Source organism: Kribbella sp. NPDC003557 (assembly GCF_040610805.1).
Lineage (GTDB): Bacteria > Actinomycetota > Actinomycetes > Propionibacteriales > Kribbellaceae > Kribbella.
This window is the reverse complement of sequence record NZ_JBEXMY010000001.1, coordinates 267,503-284,212: the sequence shown is the minus strand read 5'-3', so window position 1 is coordinate 284,212 and position 16,710 is coordinate 267,503. Positions and strand designations below refer to the sequence as shown.

Below are 16,710 nucleotides of genomic sequence, written 5' to 3'. Positions count from 1 at the left end.
CCGGAGGTTCCGGCTACCGCCGGTTGTTCCGGCTACGCCGGGTTGTGCTGGCTCGCGCCGGAGGTTCCGGCCACCGCCGGTGGTTGCGGCTGGCGTCGCGGTCGACTGCGCCGGTCGCCGGCCGGTCTCGGCTGCCTGAGCTACACGTCCACCAGCCCCGGGCACTCGCCCGTCCCGACAACCTCAGCGAGTCGACCACCCGTCGCCGCCTAGCCAAGAGGCACCTGCCGCGCGAGCTCCGCATCCGCGAGCCCTCGAACACCACCGATAAACTCCACCCGCTGACCAACCGGCACTGCCCGACCTCGCACTGAGCGGATGACCCCGGATCGAGGGATTCTGGGGATGGACCTGTAATCGGGCGCGCTGGCCGGACAGAGACCGGGTATGAAGCTGATGGGGAAGGTGGCGTCGGTCGGTGGGCCGGGGCGTGTCGGGCTGGGCGGGTTCGAGGAGTTGTTCGCGCGGCATCACGACGACGTGCTGCGGTACTTCGTGCGGCGGCTCGACGTGCGGGCCGACGCGGCGGATCTCGTGGCCGAGACGTTCCTGATCGCGTGGCGGCGGATGGCCGACGTACCCGGCGAACCACTGCCGTGGCTGTACGGCGTGGCGCGGCGGGTACTCGCGAACCATCGACGCGGCGAAACGCGCCGGCACGGGCTCGCCGACCGGCTGCGGGACGACCTGCGGACGCTTCCGGCCGAGCCCGAGACCGCACTCGAGCTACGGCACGCGGCCGACGTCTTCCGGCAACTGTCCCGCCCAGACCGTGAACTGTTGTCGCTCGTCGCCTGGGAAGGCCTGGACACCGCCCAGCTGGCGGCTGCGCTCGGCTGCTCACGCAGTACGGCGGCCGTCCGTCTGCACCGGGCCCGGCGCCGCCTCGACCGTCTGCTGAACCATTCCGCGTCCGGCGAGCAGCCGGCGCCGGCCCGAGGAGAGAACCGATGAGAAAAGCCGAGAACCTTGACCTGCTCCGCCGGCTCGACCCGGTCGCCGACGACGACCCGGCGCGTGCCGTGAGCGCGGAGACCCGGAACGACCTGCTGACCCGAATCACCGAGACTCCGCAGCAGTCCCAGCGCCCGCTCCCGGCGAAGGCCGGGCGGAGTCCGCTCCCGGCGAAGGCCCGCCGCCGGTTGGTGCCGGCCCTGGTCGCGGCGAGCGTGGTCGCGGCCGCCGCGGTCACGATCGTCGAGTTGCCGGGCGACTCCCGTCAGGAGGCGCTGGGCGCGGCGCTGTCGTTCAGCTCCGAGGGCGACTACCTGCGGGTGCGGATCGTCGACCCGTACGCCGACACCGCGCGCTACAACAAGGAGTTCAAGAAGCATCACCTGAACATCACCCTCAAGCTGATGCCCGGCTCGCCGTCCATGGTCGGACTGAGCCCGGCCGCCACGTTCGGGCCCGACTCGCCGAACATCAAGCAGACCGACGACCCGCCGGGCTGCGCGCAGGCAGGAACCTTCCCGTGCGTCCCGGAGTTCCTGATCCCGAAGAACTACGCGGGCGAGGCGGGCCTCGTGATCGCACGGGCCGCCCGTCCCGGCGAGCGGATGGCCCTCACCGGAGCGATCGACGGCCGCGGCGAGCCCTTGCAGGGCGTGAAGTTCCGCAACCTCCGGGTCTCCCAGGTCCTGGCGATCCTGGCGCAGCGCGGATACACCGTCCCGGAGTACCGCGTGTCCGCGAACGGTACGACCTCCTCCCCGAAGACGGTGCCGCCGACGTACTTCGTCAAGGACGGCTTCCTGGTGAAGGACAAGCAGGTCATCCTCTTCGCCTCGGCCAAGCGCTAGCCGCGACATGAAATCTCGAGGCTAGTCGAGGCACAGGGGGAGCAGACCGAGGAGTACGACGCCGGTCGCGACCAGGATCGCGGTCCGCGAAGGTCGCGACCACCGGCGACCGCCGTCGCCGGCCGGCTGGTGGCAGCGTTGCAGGACCCCGGCGACGGAGACCGCGATCGCCGCGAGGAGCACGAGTGGCTCGGCCCACCCGAAGATCGCACCCCAGGGGGAGGCGAGCAGGGCCAGCGCACCGACCGCGGCGCCGGCGCCGAAGATCGCGCCGACGCCGCGGCGGATCGACAGCAGCAGTACGGCGAGCGCGACCGTGATCCCGCCGCTGATGGCGCCGTACCCGATGCCACCCACCGTCGCCAGGCAGTCCTCCTCCGGCACGCAGCTCCGGGACTGGACGATCATCACGATGACGCCGATCACCACCGCGACACCGATGCCGATGCCCAGGGCGCGGAAGACGATGCCGACGATCGACCGCGCCCAGGTCCGCGTATTCATCCGAGAAAGGTACGGCGTGCGACGGTCACCGCGACCGGACAGAAGTCCTCGCCGAAGCCTTGACCAAGTAATTGGCTAAGTGATTTAGTCAGTTTGTGAGTTACTCAGCTGCTGAGGTGCCGCCCAGCTTGTCCGATCGGTTGACCGAGTCGATTCTCGGGATCATCCGGGAGGGTGGGTTGCGGCCGGGGGATGCGATTCCGTCGGCGCGGGAGCTGGCGAAGCGGTTCGCGATCACGACGCCGACGGTGCGGGAGGCGCTGCGGAAGCTCGAAGCGACCGGGGCCGTCGAGTTCCGGCACGGGTCGGGGACGTACGTCGGGCCGACGATCAACAACGTCGTACTCGCCAACCCGCATCGGCCGCCGATCACCAGGGAATCGGTGCTGCAGCTGATCAGCGCGCGTCTGGTGATCGAGCCGGTGGTGGCGGCGCAGTCGGCCGTCGCGCGGCAGCCCGAGAACCTCGATCGCCTGGAGGCCGCGGTCACCAACGCGCTCGTCCCGCCCGGCGGTCCGGCGTTCGCGCTGAACTTCCACGTCGAGCTCGCCGCCGCATCCGGGAACCCTTTGCTGCAAGAAGTACTGGCCTCGCTGCTGAAGGTCCGGGTCCGCGAACAGCAACAGATCCGCGCGCTGTACGACAACCGCGAGCGCGACCACGAGGAGCACCAGGCGATCGTCGAGGCGGTCCGCGCCCAGGACGCCGTACGGGCCGAGCGCCTGACCCGTGAACACCTCGACAACATTCGTCAGGCCGTCGAGTCCGCCCCGGAGTTCTCATGACGGAAACTCCGGAAACACATCGTCACCAGGCGACCGGAAGTTTCCGGAAACTCGCCGAGATGACGACCGACGAGGCGGCCGCCGCGGTCCGGGAATCGCCGCTGGTGATCATCCCGGTCGGTGCGCAGGAGCAGCACGGCGGCGGGATGGCGATGTCCACGGACACCGTCCGCGCCGTCGGTGTCGCCGAACGCGTCGCCGAGCGGCTGGCCGGTCGCGCGGTGATCGCCCCGCCGGTACCGTACGGCGTCTCGCCGCACCACATGGCCTTCGCCGGAACGATGACGTTGTCGCCGGCAACGTTCATGCAGGTTCTCCGGGACCTGGTGGCCAGCCTGCACGAGCACGGCTGGCGGCAGTTCCTGGTGATCACCGGGCACGGAGGGAACAACGCTGCCCTGTCCGTGCTCGCTCAGGAGTACGTCCGCACCGACGTGACGTTCGCGTGGACCCCGCTCACATCTGTGGTGTCGGACCTGATCACGGATGTCAGCGAGGTCCACGGTCACGCCGGCGAGGCCGAGACCGCGCAGATGCTGTACCTGGCGCCGGACTTGGTCCAGGCCGATCGCCTGGAGCCCGGCGCCACCGCACTGGACGACCTGACCACCACGGCCCGGCTCTCCCGGCAGTCGCGCGGACCGCGGCTGTCCGTCGGGTTCGACGAATACCACAAGCGTGGCGTGCTGGGTGATCCCCGCCGCGCCACCGCCGCGGACGGCCGGCTCCTGGTGGAGTCCGCCGCCGACCGGATAGCCGCCTTCGCCGCCGAGTTGCTGGCGGCCTGACGCCGCAGTTCCCGAGTTGCTGGACCTTCGCTCAGGGAGGTCCAGGCGCGAGCCTGCCCGCCCGCAGGTCGCCTGCCCCGAGGAGGCACCCCTGATGAACCTCGCACGCCCGAAAACCCCTCGCCGTACACCCGGCCGTACGTCCCGGCATACATCCCGCAGTACATCCCCCCGTACATCTCGCCGTACCGCCCGCCGGGCCGGCGCGCTGCTGGCGTCGGCGGCCCTGGTGACCGCCGCCGTCACGTTGCCGACGGCAACCGCAGCAGGTGCGTCCAGCTCTGGCTGCGGCAAACCGGCCGCTCCGAGCGGTGACTACACCGTCGCCAGCGGCGGTCTGCCCCGGACGTACCGGCTGCACGTGCCGGACGACTACAAGCCCTCGAAGGCGCGGTCGCTGATCCTGGTGTACCACGGCCGCGGCAAGACCGGCGCGCAGACCGAGGCGTTCTCCGACCTGTCGAAGCTCGACTCGATCGTTGCCTACCCCAACGGCGTGATCGGCGACGAGAACAAACAGGCCTGGCAGGGCGCGCCGTACTCCGCGGCGGGCGTCGACGACGTGAAGTTCACCGAGGACCTGCTCGACCAGCTCGAGGCGTCGTACTGCGTCGACACCAAGGCCGTCTACGCGACCGGCAAGTCCAACGGTGCCGGCTTCACCGGCATCCTCGCCTGCCGGCTCGCCGACCGGATCGCGGCGATCGCCCCGGTCTCGGGCGCGTTCTACATCGAGGGCACGCGCTGCGCGCCGAGCCGCCCGGTCCCGGTGCTCGACATCCACGGCACCGGCGACACGACGATCCCGTACGGCGGTGACGGTCAGCGCGACCTGGCCGACGTTCAGACGTGGGTCCGCGACTGGTCCGTGCGCGACGAGTGCGACCAGGACCCGAAGACCAGCCGGATCGGGTCCGACGTACTGAAGTTCACCTACCGGGACTGCGAGGCCGACGTCGTGCACGTCGCGGTGACCGACGGCGGGCACAGCTGGCCTGGATCGGATGCGTCGTCCGGGCCGGGCTACGTGACGCAGACGTTCGAAGCGCACGAGTTGATCGGCGCGTTCTTCAAGGCGCACAAGTTATGAGTACGGCGACCGACACGAGGGAGCTGCCGCGCCTGGTCCGGGCGATGGCGGTCATCGAGCGAATCGGGAACGCGCTGCCGCACCCGTTCTGGCTGTTCTGGATCCTGTCCGGTCTGCTGGCTGTGGTCAGTGCGGTCCTGTCCGCGCTGGACGTGTCCGTGATCTCGCCGAAGGACGGCAAGGAGGTCGCGGTCCAGAACCTGCTGTCCGGCGACGGCCTGCAGATGGCGGTGTCGACGGCGATCTCGAACTTCGCCGAGTTCCCGCCGATGGCGACGATCGTGGTCGTCATCATGGGCGTCGCGCTGGCCGAACGGACCGGGTTCCTGCAGGCGCTGATGCGGGTCAGCGTGTCCCGGGTGCCGCAGTCGATGGTGGTGTTCGCGGTCGCGTTCGCCGGCACGATGGCGCATGTCGCGTCGGCCGCGGCGTACATCATCCTGGTGCCGCTCGGCGGGCTCGCGTTCCGCGCGGTCGGCCGGTCGCCGATCCTCGGCATCGTGGTCGCCTACACCGCGATCGCCTCCGGGTACGACGCCAGCCCGATCCCGACGCCCAACGACGCGATCTTCGCCGGCATCACCACCGCCGCGGCTCGCACTGTGGACCCGGCCGCGCATGTCTCGGTGCTGTCGAACTGGTTCTTCAACATCGCCTCGTCCGTGCTGCTCGCGTTGGTGATCACGCTGGTCACCCGGCTGGTGCTGAGCAAGCGGCCCGACCTCGACGCGGATCAGGACGCGCCTGGTGACGACGTCGACGGCCTCGCCGTATCGGTTGCCGAGCGCAAGGGTCTGCGGCGGGCCGGTCTCGTCTTCCTGGTCGCCGCCGTCGCGATCGTCGGCGTCCTGCTGCCGCATGACTCTCCGCTGCGCGGCAAGGACGGCAGCATCGTCGACTCGCCGTTCCTGGACGGGATCGCGGTGGTCGTCGCGGTGCTCTTCGGGCTGGTCGGGATCACGTACGGCGTGACTGTGCGGGCGATCGAGCGCGCGGCCGACGTACCTCGGTTGATGGCCGAGGGCATCAAACAGATGGCGCCGGTCCTGGTGCTGTTCTTCGCGATCGCGCAGTTCCTCGCATACTTCGACTGGAGCAACCTCGGCGATCTGCTGTCGGCGGAGTCGGCCCGGGTACTCGGTGATCTCGGGGCGCCGAAGGTGGTGATCTTCCTCGGCATCCTCGCGCTGCTGACCGTCATCAACGTGCTCGTCACGAGCGGCTCGGCCATGTGGTCGCTGACCGCGCCGATCCTGGTCCCGATGATGCTCCTCCTGAACGTCCCCGCCGAGACCACCCAGGCCCTGTTCCGCATCGCCGACTCGGGCTCGACGGCCATCACCCCCATGAGCCCGTACTTCGTGATGGCCCTCGGCTTCCTCCAGCGCTACCGCAAAGACGCCGGCGTCGGCACGCTCGCGTCGTACACGGTCCCACTGGCCGTCGCGATGACCATCGCCTGGACCCTGTTGTTCCTGGCCTGGTGGGCCCTAGGCATCCCACTCGGCCCGGGCGCACCGGTCAGATAAGCCAGCTGGAGAGGTGAGCTACCGCGGGTGACGTGAGGGATCGGGTGGGGAGGCTGGACGGTTGAAGTAGAGCCAGCCCACGCGGTGCGACGCACGGCTCGTCCGTCGCCGTGCTATGCGCCGCCCCACCCGCCCCGGGCTACCGCCGATGCACTTGCTGCCGGCTGCGACCGCCCCCTCGTATCGCCGAGTGTGCTGGCGGGCCGGTCCGGGGTGTGGCGTCGCTCAGCCCGGGGGACGCCAATGAGATGAGGAGCGCGTGATGTGAGATGTGGTGCGGCCCCGCGCGCCGCCGCGCCCGGCTCCTTCGTCGTTGCCTTGCGCCTCCGGTCGCCTCCGGTCGCCTCCGGTCGCCTCCGGCTGCCCCGGCCGCCCGCGCGCCGCCGCGCCCGGCTCCTTCGTCGTTGCCTTGCGCCTCCGGTCGCCTCCGGCTGCCCCGGCCGCCCGCGCGCCGCCGCGCCCGGCTCCTTCGTCGTTGCCTTGCGCCCCCGGTCGCCCCCGGTCGCCCCCGGTCGCCCCCGGCCGCCCCCGGCCGCCCCCGGCCGCCTTGGTGTGCCGCACTACCCGTACCGGCTGCAGTGGGCGTGACTCACATCGGCGCCGCCGCCGTCGTGCTGCGATGGCGGCCGGTGTGCTGTGGCTGGCGTGGCGGGTGACTGTCCCTGCAGTGCTCCGTGGTCCGATGCCGTCCGTCAGCCACACGCAGCAGCTCGACAGGAGGTGTCGCCCAAGACCACCAGGCCTCACGCTCAGCCTTCCGCCCAACAGCCCGCAGTGGACCTATACGTACTGTCGAGCTGCCGAGAACCTACGCCCGGCCGCGGTGTCCCTGTGATCCTTCTCTTGCCGTCTCCACGAAATGCCGTTGTTTCTGAGTCCTTCTCAGCCCGGGCGCCGGACAGCAGCTCTACCCCGAGATGCGCGTCCGCTGAGGACGGCAACAAGTCAGTCACCACGAGCCGCGTCCCTACATCCCCCGGGGGCGTTGCGCCGTGACAGTTGTCGTCGGTTGGAGTGATGCGCTCCGCCGAAGGCGGCTACAAGGCATCGCCGCGGAGCGGCGTCCTTTGAGTCTTTCTCAACACATCCGCCGGGCGGTTGCTGTTGCCGCGAGATGCGCACTCGTTGGGCGCGACAGCTGTTGTCGGTGGGAGTGACGTGCGCTCCGCCGAAGGCGGCTGCGAGGCAGTTGCCGCGCAGCGGTGTCCTTTGTGAGTCCCTATCAACACACCTGCCACGGAGTTGGTCACCCGCGAGATGCGCTCTCCGCCGAAGGCGGCAATAAGGCAGTCGCCGCGGAGCGGCGTCCTTTAGGTGAGGGTGACGCCGGCGTTGCGGAGGTCTGTTAGGGCCTGTTGGGTGGTGGGTTCGGCTACGCCGGCGGTGAGGGTGGTTAGGACTCGGGTGGTGAAGCCCTCTTTGCGGGCGTCCAGGGCGGTGGCTCGGACGCAGTAGTCGGTGGCTATGCCGCAGACGTCCACGTCCGTGACTGCCTTGGCGCGGAGCCAGTCGGCCAGAGCGTGGCCGCCTTCGTGGGACTTGCCTTCGAAACCCGAGTAGGCGGCCGCGTACTCGCCCTTGTCGAAGATCGCGTCGAAGGGCTGGGGGTCGAGGTTCGGGTGGAAGCCGACGCCGTCGGTTCCGGCGAGGCAGTGTGGGGGCCAGGAGTTCACGAAGTCGGGCTCGCGGGAGAAGTGGTCGCCGGGGTCGATGTGATGGTCGCGGGTGGCCACCACGTAGTCGTAGCGGCGGTCCTGGGGCTCGGCCTCGTGCCACTTGTGCAGCAGTTCGCCGATCCGGAACGCGACGTCGGCACCACCGGCGACGGCCAGGCTCCCGCCCTCGCAGAAGTCGTTCTGCACATCAACCACGATCAGTGCCCGGGCCATCGCGACGCTCCTTCTCCGTGGTACTCCTGAGCCCACCGTACAAGCGTCGGCAGTGTCAGCGCCGCATTACGAGGTCATCAGCTGGCCTCCGGTGACGTGCAAATGTTCGCCCTGGACGGCTTTGGTGCGCGGCGACGTGAGGAACAGGATCGCGTCGGCGAGTTCGGAGACGTCCGGGAGGTGCCGGGCGGTGAAGCCGGCGGTGATCCGGTCCAGGGCTTCGCGCGGGATGATCCGGTGCGCGCCGTTCTCGAGTGTGATGCCGGGCAGGACGACGTTGACCAGGACACCGTCCGCGCCGAAGTCGTGCTGCAAGCTCGCGGCCAGGCCGTGCAGTCCGGCCTTCGCCGCGCCGTACGCCCAGGCGCCGCCGCTCATGCCGCGCTCGGCCAGGTCCGTCGAGACCAGGACCAGCCGCCCGTGCGCGGACCGCCGCAGCGCGGGCGCGACCTGCTGTGCGAGGTGCATGTTGCCCTCGAGATTCGCTCGCACGATCCCCGTCCACCATTCAGGTGAGGCGTCCTCGATCTTCGCCGTCCGCCCGTCGTGCGGTCCCCAGTCGACCGCGTTCGCGACGACGGCGTCCAGCCCGCCCCAGTGCTCGACGACCGACCCGACGGCCGCCGCGATCGTCTCGGGCGCACTGAGGTCCATCGGTACGACGTACGCCGTACCGCCCGCCGCCTCGATCTCCTCGGCGACGGCCTCGGCCGCGTCCTTCCGGGAGTTGTAGGTGATCGCGACGCGGGCCCCTTCCCGCCCGTACGCGACCGCCGTGGCCCGCCCGATCCCGGACGACCCACCCGTCACCAGTACCGCCACATCCTTGAAACCCAGGTCCACGACCCGTCCTCCAGACATATAGTTAGTCGGCTAAGCAGAAAATTTAGCCGACTAACTACCCGAACGCAAGGCACTTGGCCCGTTGCACGTTGCTGCAATTTCGTATCCACGGTGACGGTCCGTCGGGTACGTTGCGGCAGTTTCATTCAACTGAGTGCTTGGTGGGGATCGATGAACATCGACTTCGGGCTGGACCCGACGTTCTCGTGGTACGTCGTGCTGCTGTGTGTCAGCGGTGTGGCGATGCTGGCCATCGCGGCCTCGAAGGGCTTCGAGCAGTCGGCCGGCGCCAGGGCGGTCAGCGCCTTGGCGGGCGTGGGCTTCCTTGGGTACGGCATCTATCTCGCCTTCATCTTCCAGGGCGAGAGTTACTGGATGTTCTTCCAGGCGTTCATCCTGCCCGCGCTCCTGGTGGTCAACTTCGTCCGCGGCGCCCTGGCCCGCCGGGCGGAGCGGCCGCGGGTGCCGCAGGACTGAGCTACGCGCACCCCGACTCGAATGATCAGGTGCTGACAGTTATCGTTTGAGTGCGCATTGTCATCGAGTCATGGGTCGGCATCTTCCGCCGGAGCGGGCCCTTGGGGGTTCGCTCATGAAGAAGGTTGTCCTGGGTGCTGTGACGGCTGCGGCCGTGGTCGCCGCGGCGCTGGTCCCGTCGGGGCCGGCGGTGCAGGCCGCGACCGAGGCTGCGGCCGCGAGTTCGCCGCCGGGGTTCGGGTCGGCGTTGTCGTCGGTGCAGCAGTCGTCCTGGCAGACGAACGCGAGCGTGAACGCGGTCGCCGTCGCGGGGAACCTGGTGTTCGCGGGCGGGCTGTTCACCCGGGTCCGGCCGCCGGGAAAGGCCCGTGGGGTGGGGGACGCGGCGCGGAAGTACTTCGCGGTGTTCGACCGGACCACCGGCGTACCGACGCGGTTCGCGCCGAAGGTCAACGGACCGGTGTGGAGCGTCGCGACCTCCCCGGACGGCCGGCGGGTCGTGATCGGCGGTGACTTCACCGTCGTCGACGGGGTGCCGCGGTCCCGGGTGGCGATGTTCGACGTCGGCACCGGCAAGCTGGTGGCGGGTTGGGACCCGGTGGTCAACTACCGGGTCGCGGCGTTGAAGGTCACGGGCAGCACGGTCTACCTGGGCGGTTCGTTCGGCAGCGTGGACAAGATCGCCCGCAGCCGGGTCGCCGCGGTCGGCCTGAGTACGGGCGCGGTGCTGCCGTGGAACCCCGGCGCGAACGACGACGTGCACGCGATCGAGGTGTCGGCCGACGGTGCGCGGGTCTTCGTGGGCGGTGGTTTCACGCGGATCGCCGGCCGGGACCAGCATGCGCTGGCGATGCTCAACAGCACCACCGGCGCCTTGCTCTCGATGCCGGCCGCCGCCGCGATCCCGCCGCGGTCCGAGGAGTGCGACAGCCGGGTCAAGGACCTCGAAGTCCAGGGCGACAAGGTCTTCGCGTCCAACGCCGGCACCAACAGCATGACCTGCTACGACGGCGTGCTGGCCGCGAACGCCACGACCGGCAAGCTGCTCTGGCAGAGCAAATGCCTGGGTGCGACCGAGGCGATCAAGGCGATCGGGAACTGGTTGTACAAGGGTTCCCACGCGCACGACTGCAGTGCGGACGGGGCGTTCCCCGACAAGACCGGTATGCACCATCTGCTCGTGTACAGCACGATCACCGGCAAGCTCGGACCCTGGTTCCCGAACACCAAGGCGGGCGGTACGACGCTGGTCGGTCCGCTCGCCTTCGCGTCCGGCGGCAACGACCTGTGGGCGGGCGGTGACTTCACCACCGTCAACGGCGTACCGCAGGAAGGGCTGACGCGGTTCACCGACGTGCCGGGCGGTGCGGCGCCCGCGCGACCGGCCGCGCCGAAGGTCGCCAGCGCGCGGGCGAACAAGGTGACGGTCGCTTTCCCGACCGTGCTCGACCGCGACAACATCACGCTCACCTACCTGCTGTACCGCGGCAGCACGCGGATCGGCAGCTGGTCGCGGACGTCGTACTCCTGGACGAAGCCGACCGTCACCTCGGTGACCGACTCCGGTCTGACCAGTGGCCGCACGGTGTCGTATCACGTCGAGGTCAGCGACGGCCGGAACGTCCGCAGGAGTCCGGCGGTTTCCGTTCGCGTCCGGTGACTCAGCAGCGGGTGCCGCGCGGAGGTACGACGAGGCCGACGAGGTAGTCGTCGATCTTCGTCCGCGCGCACGCGTTGGACTGGTAGAGCGTGTGCCCCGGGCCGTCGTGGTAGATCGAACCGCTGCCCGGGACCTGGTCGATCACCCGGGACGCGGTGTCGTACTCGCTCCAGTTGCCCGCCATCAGCAGCGGCGGCAGACCGTCGGGCAGCGCGGCCGGTGGGTTGCGGACCGGCACCGGCCAGCCGACGCAGGACAGCATCGCCAGCTGGATCGTGCCCGCGGCCCCGGTGTAGGGCGCGGCGGCCTCCATCCGCCGTACCTGCTGCTGGAGTTGTCGTTGGCTGGTCGGATGCGGCCAGTCCGTGCACTCGACGACGCCCGGCGACGGCGCGGCCGGGAACGGCGCGTTCGGCGGCTCCGGTACGAACCCCGACGCGTCACCGGTCGCCGCGGCCTTCCTCAACGCAGCCAGGAGTTTCGGGTACGACGCCTCGCCCTGGCGCGCGAGCTGCAGCCCGGTCGACCGGATCTCGTTGCCGTCGTACGTCGTGCTCCCGGCCGGCAGCGGTTGGCGCTGCGCGCGGGCGACCACCTGTCGCCACGACGCCGCGCAGTCGCACCAGTCGAGGAAGCGGGTGAGGTAGGTCTGTACGTCGCGCGCGAGCCGGGTGAGTTCGCGATCCCAGTTGTCGGTGCTGTGGTTCCAGGTGCCGTCCAGCACCATCGATCGCACGTGCTCAGGGAAGAGATTCGCGTATGTCTGCCCGATGAAGCCGCCGTACGACGCGCCGTAGAAGTTGACCGCGGACTCGCCGAGCGCGCGCCGGACGGCGTCCAGGTCGCGGGCGTGGCTGGCCGAATCCATCACCGCGAACAGCTCGGGGTCCTTCGCCTGGCACTTCTCCGCGACCGCTCGGTTGCCGGCCGCGAGTACGTCGAACGCGGCCTGGTCGCGCGGCACCCGCGGCTGGCGGGCGCCGGTCCATTCGCACGGCAGGTTGGTGCTCATACCGGCGAGGTTGGGGCCGCCGCGGAGGTCCCAGGTGATGATGTCCATCCTCTGGCGCAGCCCGGCGAAGGCGTCCGCGCCGCCGTACGAGCGCAGCAGGTCGATGTTCATCCCCATCGGTCCGCCCAGGTTGACCTGCACGGATCCCTGTTTCGGCCCGGTCGACGGCAGACGTCCCACCATCAGGGTGATCCGGCGACCGTCGGGGCGGCTCCAGTCGACCGGCACCTGCAGGCTCGCGCATTCGATGCCGACCGGTCCCGGTCCGCCGGGACATTCGCCCCACGAGAGTGTCGGGGCGGGCGGGGTGAGGACGTTGGCCGTCAGCACGCCGCTCGCCGCGAGGGAGAGTAGTTTCAGCATGCCGGCCACGGTTTCGCGGATCCGCTGTCGGCACATCGGACCGGAGGCCGACGGCCCACGGTCCGAGGTGGTGGTCCGTTGGCTCGGCTAGGTTCGACGCGTGACAGGGGAGTACGGCCTGAGCCGGCGGCAGTTGATCGTCGCGGACTGTCTGGTCGCGGCCGGGTACGCCGTCCTCGTCCTGTTCACGTCATCCACCGGTCCGGGGCTCGTCGCGGTCGGGCTCGCGCTGCCGATCGCCGTGCGCAGGATCTGGCCGCTGCCGGCGCTCGCCGTGGTCGTCCTGATGTCTGTGATCGCGTACGCCGTGGACGCGTTGCGGGACCCGCTGCTCGCCGCTGCCTACGTCCTGTACGTCGTCGCGCTGACCCGCTCGTCGAGCCGCCCACTGTCGAGCCGCCGACTGATCGGTCTGGCAGGTGGGGTCGGCTTCATCGTTCTGGTCCTCGGCGTCGTAGCCGGTGCACCCGCTGGTCAGTCCCGCGCCGCGCTCGTGCTCACCGGGATCGCCGCCCTGTACGGCGCCTGGGTGCTGGGACAGGTCGTCCGCGACCGGCGGGCCGCCGCCGCCCGCGCGGCGCAGGTGCTGGCCGAGCGGGCAGTCGCCGCGGAACGGTTGCGGATCGCCCGCGAGCTGCACGACATCGTTGCCCACAGCATGGGATTGATCGCGGTCAAGGCCGGTGTCGCGAACCATGTCCTGCGGGTCCGTCCCGAGGAGGTGTCCGACGCGTTGTCGGTGATCGAGTCCACGAGCCGCGACGCGCTGGTCGAACTCCGGCACATGCTCGGCCTGCTGCGGGACCCCGACGAGCCGATCGACCTCACGCCGCCCGCCGGGCTGGCCGCACTGCCGGAGCTGGTCGCGCGCGTCGAGTCGACCGGTGTCCGCGTCGACCTGCGGGTCGACGTACCCGAGCCGCTTCCGGAGGCCGTCGCGCTCACCGTCCACCGGATCGTCCAGGAGTGTCTGACCAACGTGACGAAACACGCCCGCGCGAGCCGATGCGCGATCACGATCAGCGGCGGCGCCGACGCCGTACAGCTCGAGGTGATTGACGACGGGGCCGGCGGTGCGGTGGTCGAAGGACACGGCCTGATCGGGATCCGCGAACGTGTCAGTGTGTACGGCGGCTCGTACCGGGCCGGGCCGCGCGCGGGCGGCGGCTTCGAGGTCGTCGTACGGCTGCCGCATGAGTGAGATCCGGGTGCTGGTCGCGGACGACCAGGCGTTGCTGCGCGGCAGCTTCCGCGTGCTGATCGACACCACACCGGGCCTGACCACGGTCGGCGAGGCGGCGGACGGGGCCGAGGCGGTCGAGCTCGCGCGCCGCGAACGGCCCGACGTCGTCCTGATGGACGTCCGGATGCCGACGCTGGACGGGATCGCGGCGACCCGGCAGATCTGCTCCGCGCCGGAAACCGCCGGGACGAAGGTGCTGATCCTGACGATGTTCGACCTCGACGACGCCGTGTACGCCGGTCTGCGGGCCGGCGCGAGCGGCTTCCTGCTGAAGGACGTCCCGCCCGTGGAGTTGCTGCAGGCAATCAAGGTCGTCGCGGCGGGCGAGGGGCTGCTGGCGCCGTCGATCACCCGCCGGCTGATCGCGGAGTTCGCCCGGCTGGCCGAGCCCGGGCAGACGCCGCTGACCGGACTCGACGGGGTCACCGATCGCGAGCGCGAGGTGCTGTCGCTGATCGCGCGCGGGCTGTCGAACGAGGAGATCTGCGACCATCTCCACGTCGGCCGGGGCACCGTGAAGACCCACATCGGGCACCTGCTCGCCAAGCTGCACGCCCGCGACCGGGCCCAGCTGGTGATCGCCGCGTACGAGTCCGGCCTGGTGCAGCCGCGGCGGCGCTAGAAGTGCGGGAGGATCGCGCTGAGTGCGATCAGCAGGCAGACGCCGCCGTTGACGTACGGGTGGCTGACCAGGATCGCGACGAACTCGCGGATGGTTGCCGTCGGCCAGTAGTACGCCGCCGTCGGCGAGCCGACCACCTGGCCGTTCACCTTCGCCTTGCGGGCGGTCAGCGCGGCGCGGAACGCGTGGAAGTTGTTCGTGACGATCAGGCAGCGGTACTCCGGCCGCAGCCCGGCCATCAGGTCGCGGCTGAAGGTCAGGTTCTCCCACGTGGTCGTCGACTTGTCCTCGCGGATGATCTGCTGGTCCGCGACGCCGCGCTCGACCAGATACGCCGCCATCGCGTGCGACTCGGGCAGGTCCTCGTTCGGGCCCTGGCCGCCGGACGTGACCAGCAGCGGTGAGCGGCCCCGGCGGAGCGCGCGCTCGTACACCTGCTGGGCCCGGTCGAGGCGGCTGGCCAGCAGGGGCGGGACCCGCGAGCCGATCAGGCCCGAGCCGAGCACGACGACGAAGTCGACCTTGCGGGACGAGCGGACCCGGCTGTAGACGAACGCGTACACCAGGAAGCAGAGGAACAGGAACGAGATGTAGGTCAGCACACCGAGCAGCACCGACCGGACGGCGGCCAGCGGCTCCCAGCCGATCTTCTCGACCAGGAGGCTGAACACGACGAAACCGATGATCCCGAGGCCGACCAGCAGCGACAGCAGGTTGGACAGCCGGCGGCGCTCGCGGCGCAGCATCGTGACGCCGTTGATCACCAGGAACACGGCGAGCACCGCGATCGAGAGCGGGATCGCGGCCAGCACCGCGACCGCCAGCACCCGCCCGGCGGTCGCGTTCACGCTCTCGACCGCGAAGATCAGGCCGAGGCCGGCGAACATCAGCGCGAGGACCAGGAAGATCCCGTTCTTGAACAGGCGCCGATCGCGCAGGAAGCTGACACCGAAGACGAGGAACCAGAACCCGGCGATCCCGAAGCAGATGACCATCGGGCGACATCAAACCATCTGATGCCGCCCGATGAGCTCCCGACAGGCCGGTCAGCCGGTCACGACAAACTGGTCAGCGACGAGACCTTTGCCCTGTGCAAATGCTTGATCACGTTCTTCGTGTTCGGGTCGGAGCGGTACTTGTAGGCACCGGACTCGAACACCAGGTACGCGTAACCGCCGAAGTCGGTCATCCCCTCGGACATGCTCGGCGCCCGGAAGCAGGTCAGCTTCGCCTTGTCGAGATCCCGCTGCCCGCGGCGTACGACGTACAGGTTACTCAGATACTTGCGGCCCGAGGACGTGCTGTAGACGAAGTGCGACTTCGTCACCAGCAGCCCCTGGGTCTTGGTCGGGATCTCCCACGCCTTCTTGATCGTGGTGAGCGATCCGTCGGGTTTGATCTTGTACTGATACATCTTGCCGCGGCCCTCGGGGTTGAACCGGCCCGCGAACAGCGAGTCCCCGTAGCTGGTCACGAACGACGCCCAGTACACCTTGCGTTCCTTGCCGGTCGCCTTCACGTACGGCGTACCCGACTTCTTCATCGCCTTGGCCAGCGTGGACAACTTGTACTTGCGGATCCCATGTGTGCCGCCCTGCACGAAGGCCCAGCCGTAGGCGGTGGTGATCCCGCCGCCGTGCGTCGGCGCGATCGACACATCGCCGACGACCTTGTTGGTGGCCGGATCGATGCCGACGATGAGCGACCGCTTGCCTGGGTGGTACATCGTCACCAGCAGCAGGTTCTTCGACCCGGACCAGTTCCACCAGGTGCCGATGCCCTGCGGGATGTAGGAACCCAGCTTGGGCAGTGCGGCGCTCCTGCGGAACCGTTTGTCGTACTTCTTCGATGCCGACGGCGGGTCGTAGAAGGGCTTGCCGCCGGGCTTGTCGTCACACTTGATCTTCCGCGTCGCCGCCGTTGCCGAGGCGGGCGAGCTGGTTGCGGCCTGCGCGGGTACGAGACCCGTGACCGCGAGAGTCGCCGCGGTGCCAACGGCCAGGACGCCGGCCGGACGAGGTGCGATGGCACCCCATCGGCGTGGTGTTATGCATGACATAGCTTCCTCTCGGTCGAGATTTCGCTGTCGTCGCCACGCTAACG

16 protein-coding genes are annotated in these 16,710 nt (G+C 69.7%); 10 read left to right on the top strand and 6 right to left on the bottom strand.

Annotated elements, in window-relative coordinates:
- The first annotated feature begins 387 nt into the window (after positions 1-387).
- Positions 388-954, top strand: coding sequence for a sigma-70 family RNA polymerase sigma factor (locus tag ABZW60_RS01390; RefSeq protein WP_355472827.1), 567 nt, complete (start codon positions 388-390; stop codon positions 952-954).
- A complete protein-coding gene (locus ABZW60_RS01385; RefSeq protein WP_355472826.1) occupies positions 951-1,802 on the top strand; it encodes a hypothetical protein in 852 nt (283 codons plus the stop codon). The genes ABZW60_RS01390 and ABZW60_RS01385 overlap by 4 nt, the downstream gene beginning before the upstream one ends.
- Before the next feature lie 21 nt (positions 1,803-1,823).
- Here ABZW60_RS01385 and ABZW60_RS01380 read toward each other — a convergent pair whose 3' ends face one another.
- A complete protein-coding gene (locus ABZW60_RS01380; protein WP_355472824.1) occupies positions 1,824-2,306 on the bottom strand; it encodes a hypothetical protein in 483 nt (160 codons plus the stop codon).
- Positions 2,307-2,434: 128 nt separating this feature from the next.
- On the opposite strand from ABZW60_RS01380, the gene ABZW60_RS01375 reads away from it, so the two are divergent.
- The 4 genes from ABZW60_RS01375 to ABZW60_RS01360 all read left to right on the top strand — a co-directional run bounded on the left by ABZW60_RS01375 (position 2,435) and on the right by ABZW60_RS01360 (position 6,498).
- Positions 2,435-3,091 (top strand): GntR family transcriptional regulator, encoded by a 657-nt coding sequence (locus ABZW60_RS01375; protein ID WP_355472823.1) that lies wholly within the window; start codon positions 2,435-2,437, stop codon positions 3,089-3,091.
- A gap of 59 nt (positions 3,092-3,150) precedes the next feature.
- Positions 3,151-3,879: a creatininase family protein gene (locus ABZW60_RS01370; protein ID WP_355472821.1), complete on the top strand. Its 729-nt coding sequence runs from the start codon at positions 3,151-3,153 to the stop codon at positions 3,877-3,879.
- A 94-nt stretch (positions 3,880-3,973) separates the two neighbouring features.
- Positions 3,974-4,969 (top strand): poly(3-hydroxybutyrate) depolymerase, encoded by a 996-nt coding sequence (locus ABZW60_RS01365; RefSeq protein ID WP_355472819.1) that lies wholly within the window; start codon positions 3,974-3,976, stop codon positions 4,967-4,969.
- The gene (locus ABZW60_RS01360; RefSeq protein WP_355472818.1) at positions 4,966-6,498 is read left to right on the top strand and encodes an AbgT family transporter; all 1,533 of its coding nucleotides are present in this window, start codon (positions 4,966-4,968) and stop codon (positions 6,496-6,498) included. The genes ABZW60_RS01365 and ABZW60_RS01360 overlap by 4 nt, the downstream gene beginning before the upstream one ends.
- A 1,310-nt stretch (positions 6,499-7,808) precedes the next feature.
- Here ABZW60_RS01360 and ABZW60_RS01355 read toward each other — a convergent pair.
- A complete protein-coding gene (locus ABZW60_RS01355; protein ID WP_355472816.1) occupies positions 7,809-8,387 on the bottom strand; it encodes an isochorismatase family protein in 579 nt (192 codons plus the stop codon).
- A 66-nt stretch (positions 8,388-8,453) separates the two neighbouring features.
- Complete coding sequence (locus tag ABZW60_RS01350) at positions 8,454-9,230, bottom strand: SDR family oxidoreductase (protein WP_355472814.1); 777 nt, start codon at positions 9,228-9,230, stop codon at positions 8,454-8,456.
- A 171-nt stretch (positions 9,231-9,401) separates the two neighbouring features.
- Between ABZW60_RS01350 and ABZW60_RS01345 the strand changes: the two genes are divergently transcribed.
- Both ABZW60_RS01345 and ABZW60_RS01340 read left to right on the top strand, forming a co-directional pair.
- Positions 9,402-9,707, top strand: a complete 306-nt coding sequence (locus ABZW60_RS01345; RefSeq protein ID WP_355472812.1) for a hypothetical protein — start codon at positions 9,402-9,404, stop codon at positions 9,705-9,707.
- Positions 9,708-9,822: 115 nt separating this feature from the next.
- The gene (locus ABZW60_RS01340; protein ID WP_355472810.1) at positions 9,823-11,367 is read left to right on the top strand and encodes a fibronectin type III domain-containing protein; all 1,545 of its coding nucleotides are present in this window, start codon (positions 9,823-9,825) and stop codon (positions 11,365-11,367) included.
- Position 11,368: 1 nt separating this feature from the next.
- Here ABZW60_RS01340 and ABZW60_RS01335 read toward each other — a convergent pair whose 3' ends face one another.
- On the bottom strand, positions 11,369-12,742 hold the full coding sequence (locus ABZW60_RS01335) for an alpha/beta fold hydrolase (RefSeq protein ID WP_355472808.1): 1,374 nt from the start codon (positions 12,740-12,742) through the stop codon (positions 11,369-11,371).
- A 100-nt stretch (positions 12,743-12,842) separates the two neighbouring features.
- Here ABZW60_RS01335 and ABZW60_RS01330 point away from each other — a divergent pair, with 100 nt between their 5' ends.
- Together ABZW60_RS01330 and ABZW60_RS01325 are read left to right on the top strand one after the other, a co-directional pair.
- A complete protein-coding gene (locus tag ABZW60_RS01330) occupies positions 12,843-13,943 on the top strand; it encodes a sensor histidine kinase (protein WP_355472806.1) in 1,101 nt (366 codons plus the stop codon).
- Complete coding sequence (locus ABZW60_RS01325) at positions 13,936-14,607, top strand: response regulator transcription factor (protein ID WP_355472804.1); 672 nt, start codon at positions 13,936-13,938, stop codon at positions 14,605-14,607. The genes ABZW60_RS01330 and ABZW60_RS01325 overlap by 8 nt, the downstream gene beginning before the upstream one ends.
- Here the strand turns inward: ABZW60_RS01325 and ABZW60_RS01320 are convergent.
- Complete coding sequence (locus ABZW60_RS01320) at positions 14,604-15,602, bottom strand: YdcF family protein (protein WP_355472802.1); 999 nt, start codon at positions 15,600-15,602, stop codon at positions 14,604-14,606. The genes ABZW60_RS01325 and ABZW60_RS01320 overlap by 4 nt on opposite strands.
- Before the next feature lie 59 nt (positions 15,603-15,661).
- Positions 15,662-16,666: a hypothetical protein gene (locus ABZW60_RS01315; protein ID WP_355472800.1), complete on the bottom strand. Its 1,005-nt coding sequence runs from the start codon at positions 16,664-16,666 to the stop codon at positions 15,662-15,664.
- Between the last annotated feature and the right edge of the window lie 44 nt (positions 16,667-16,710).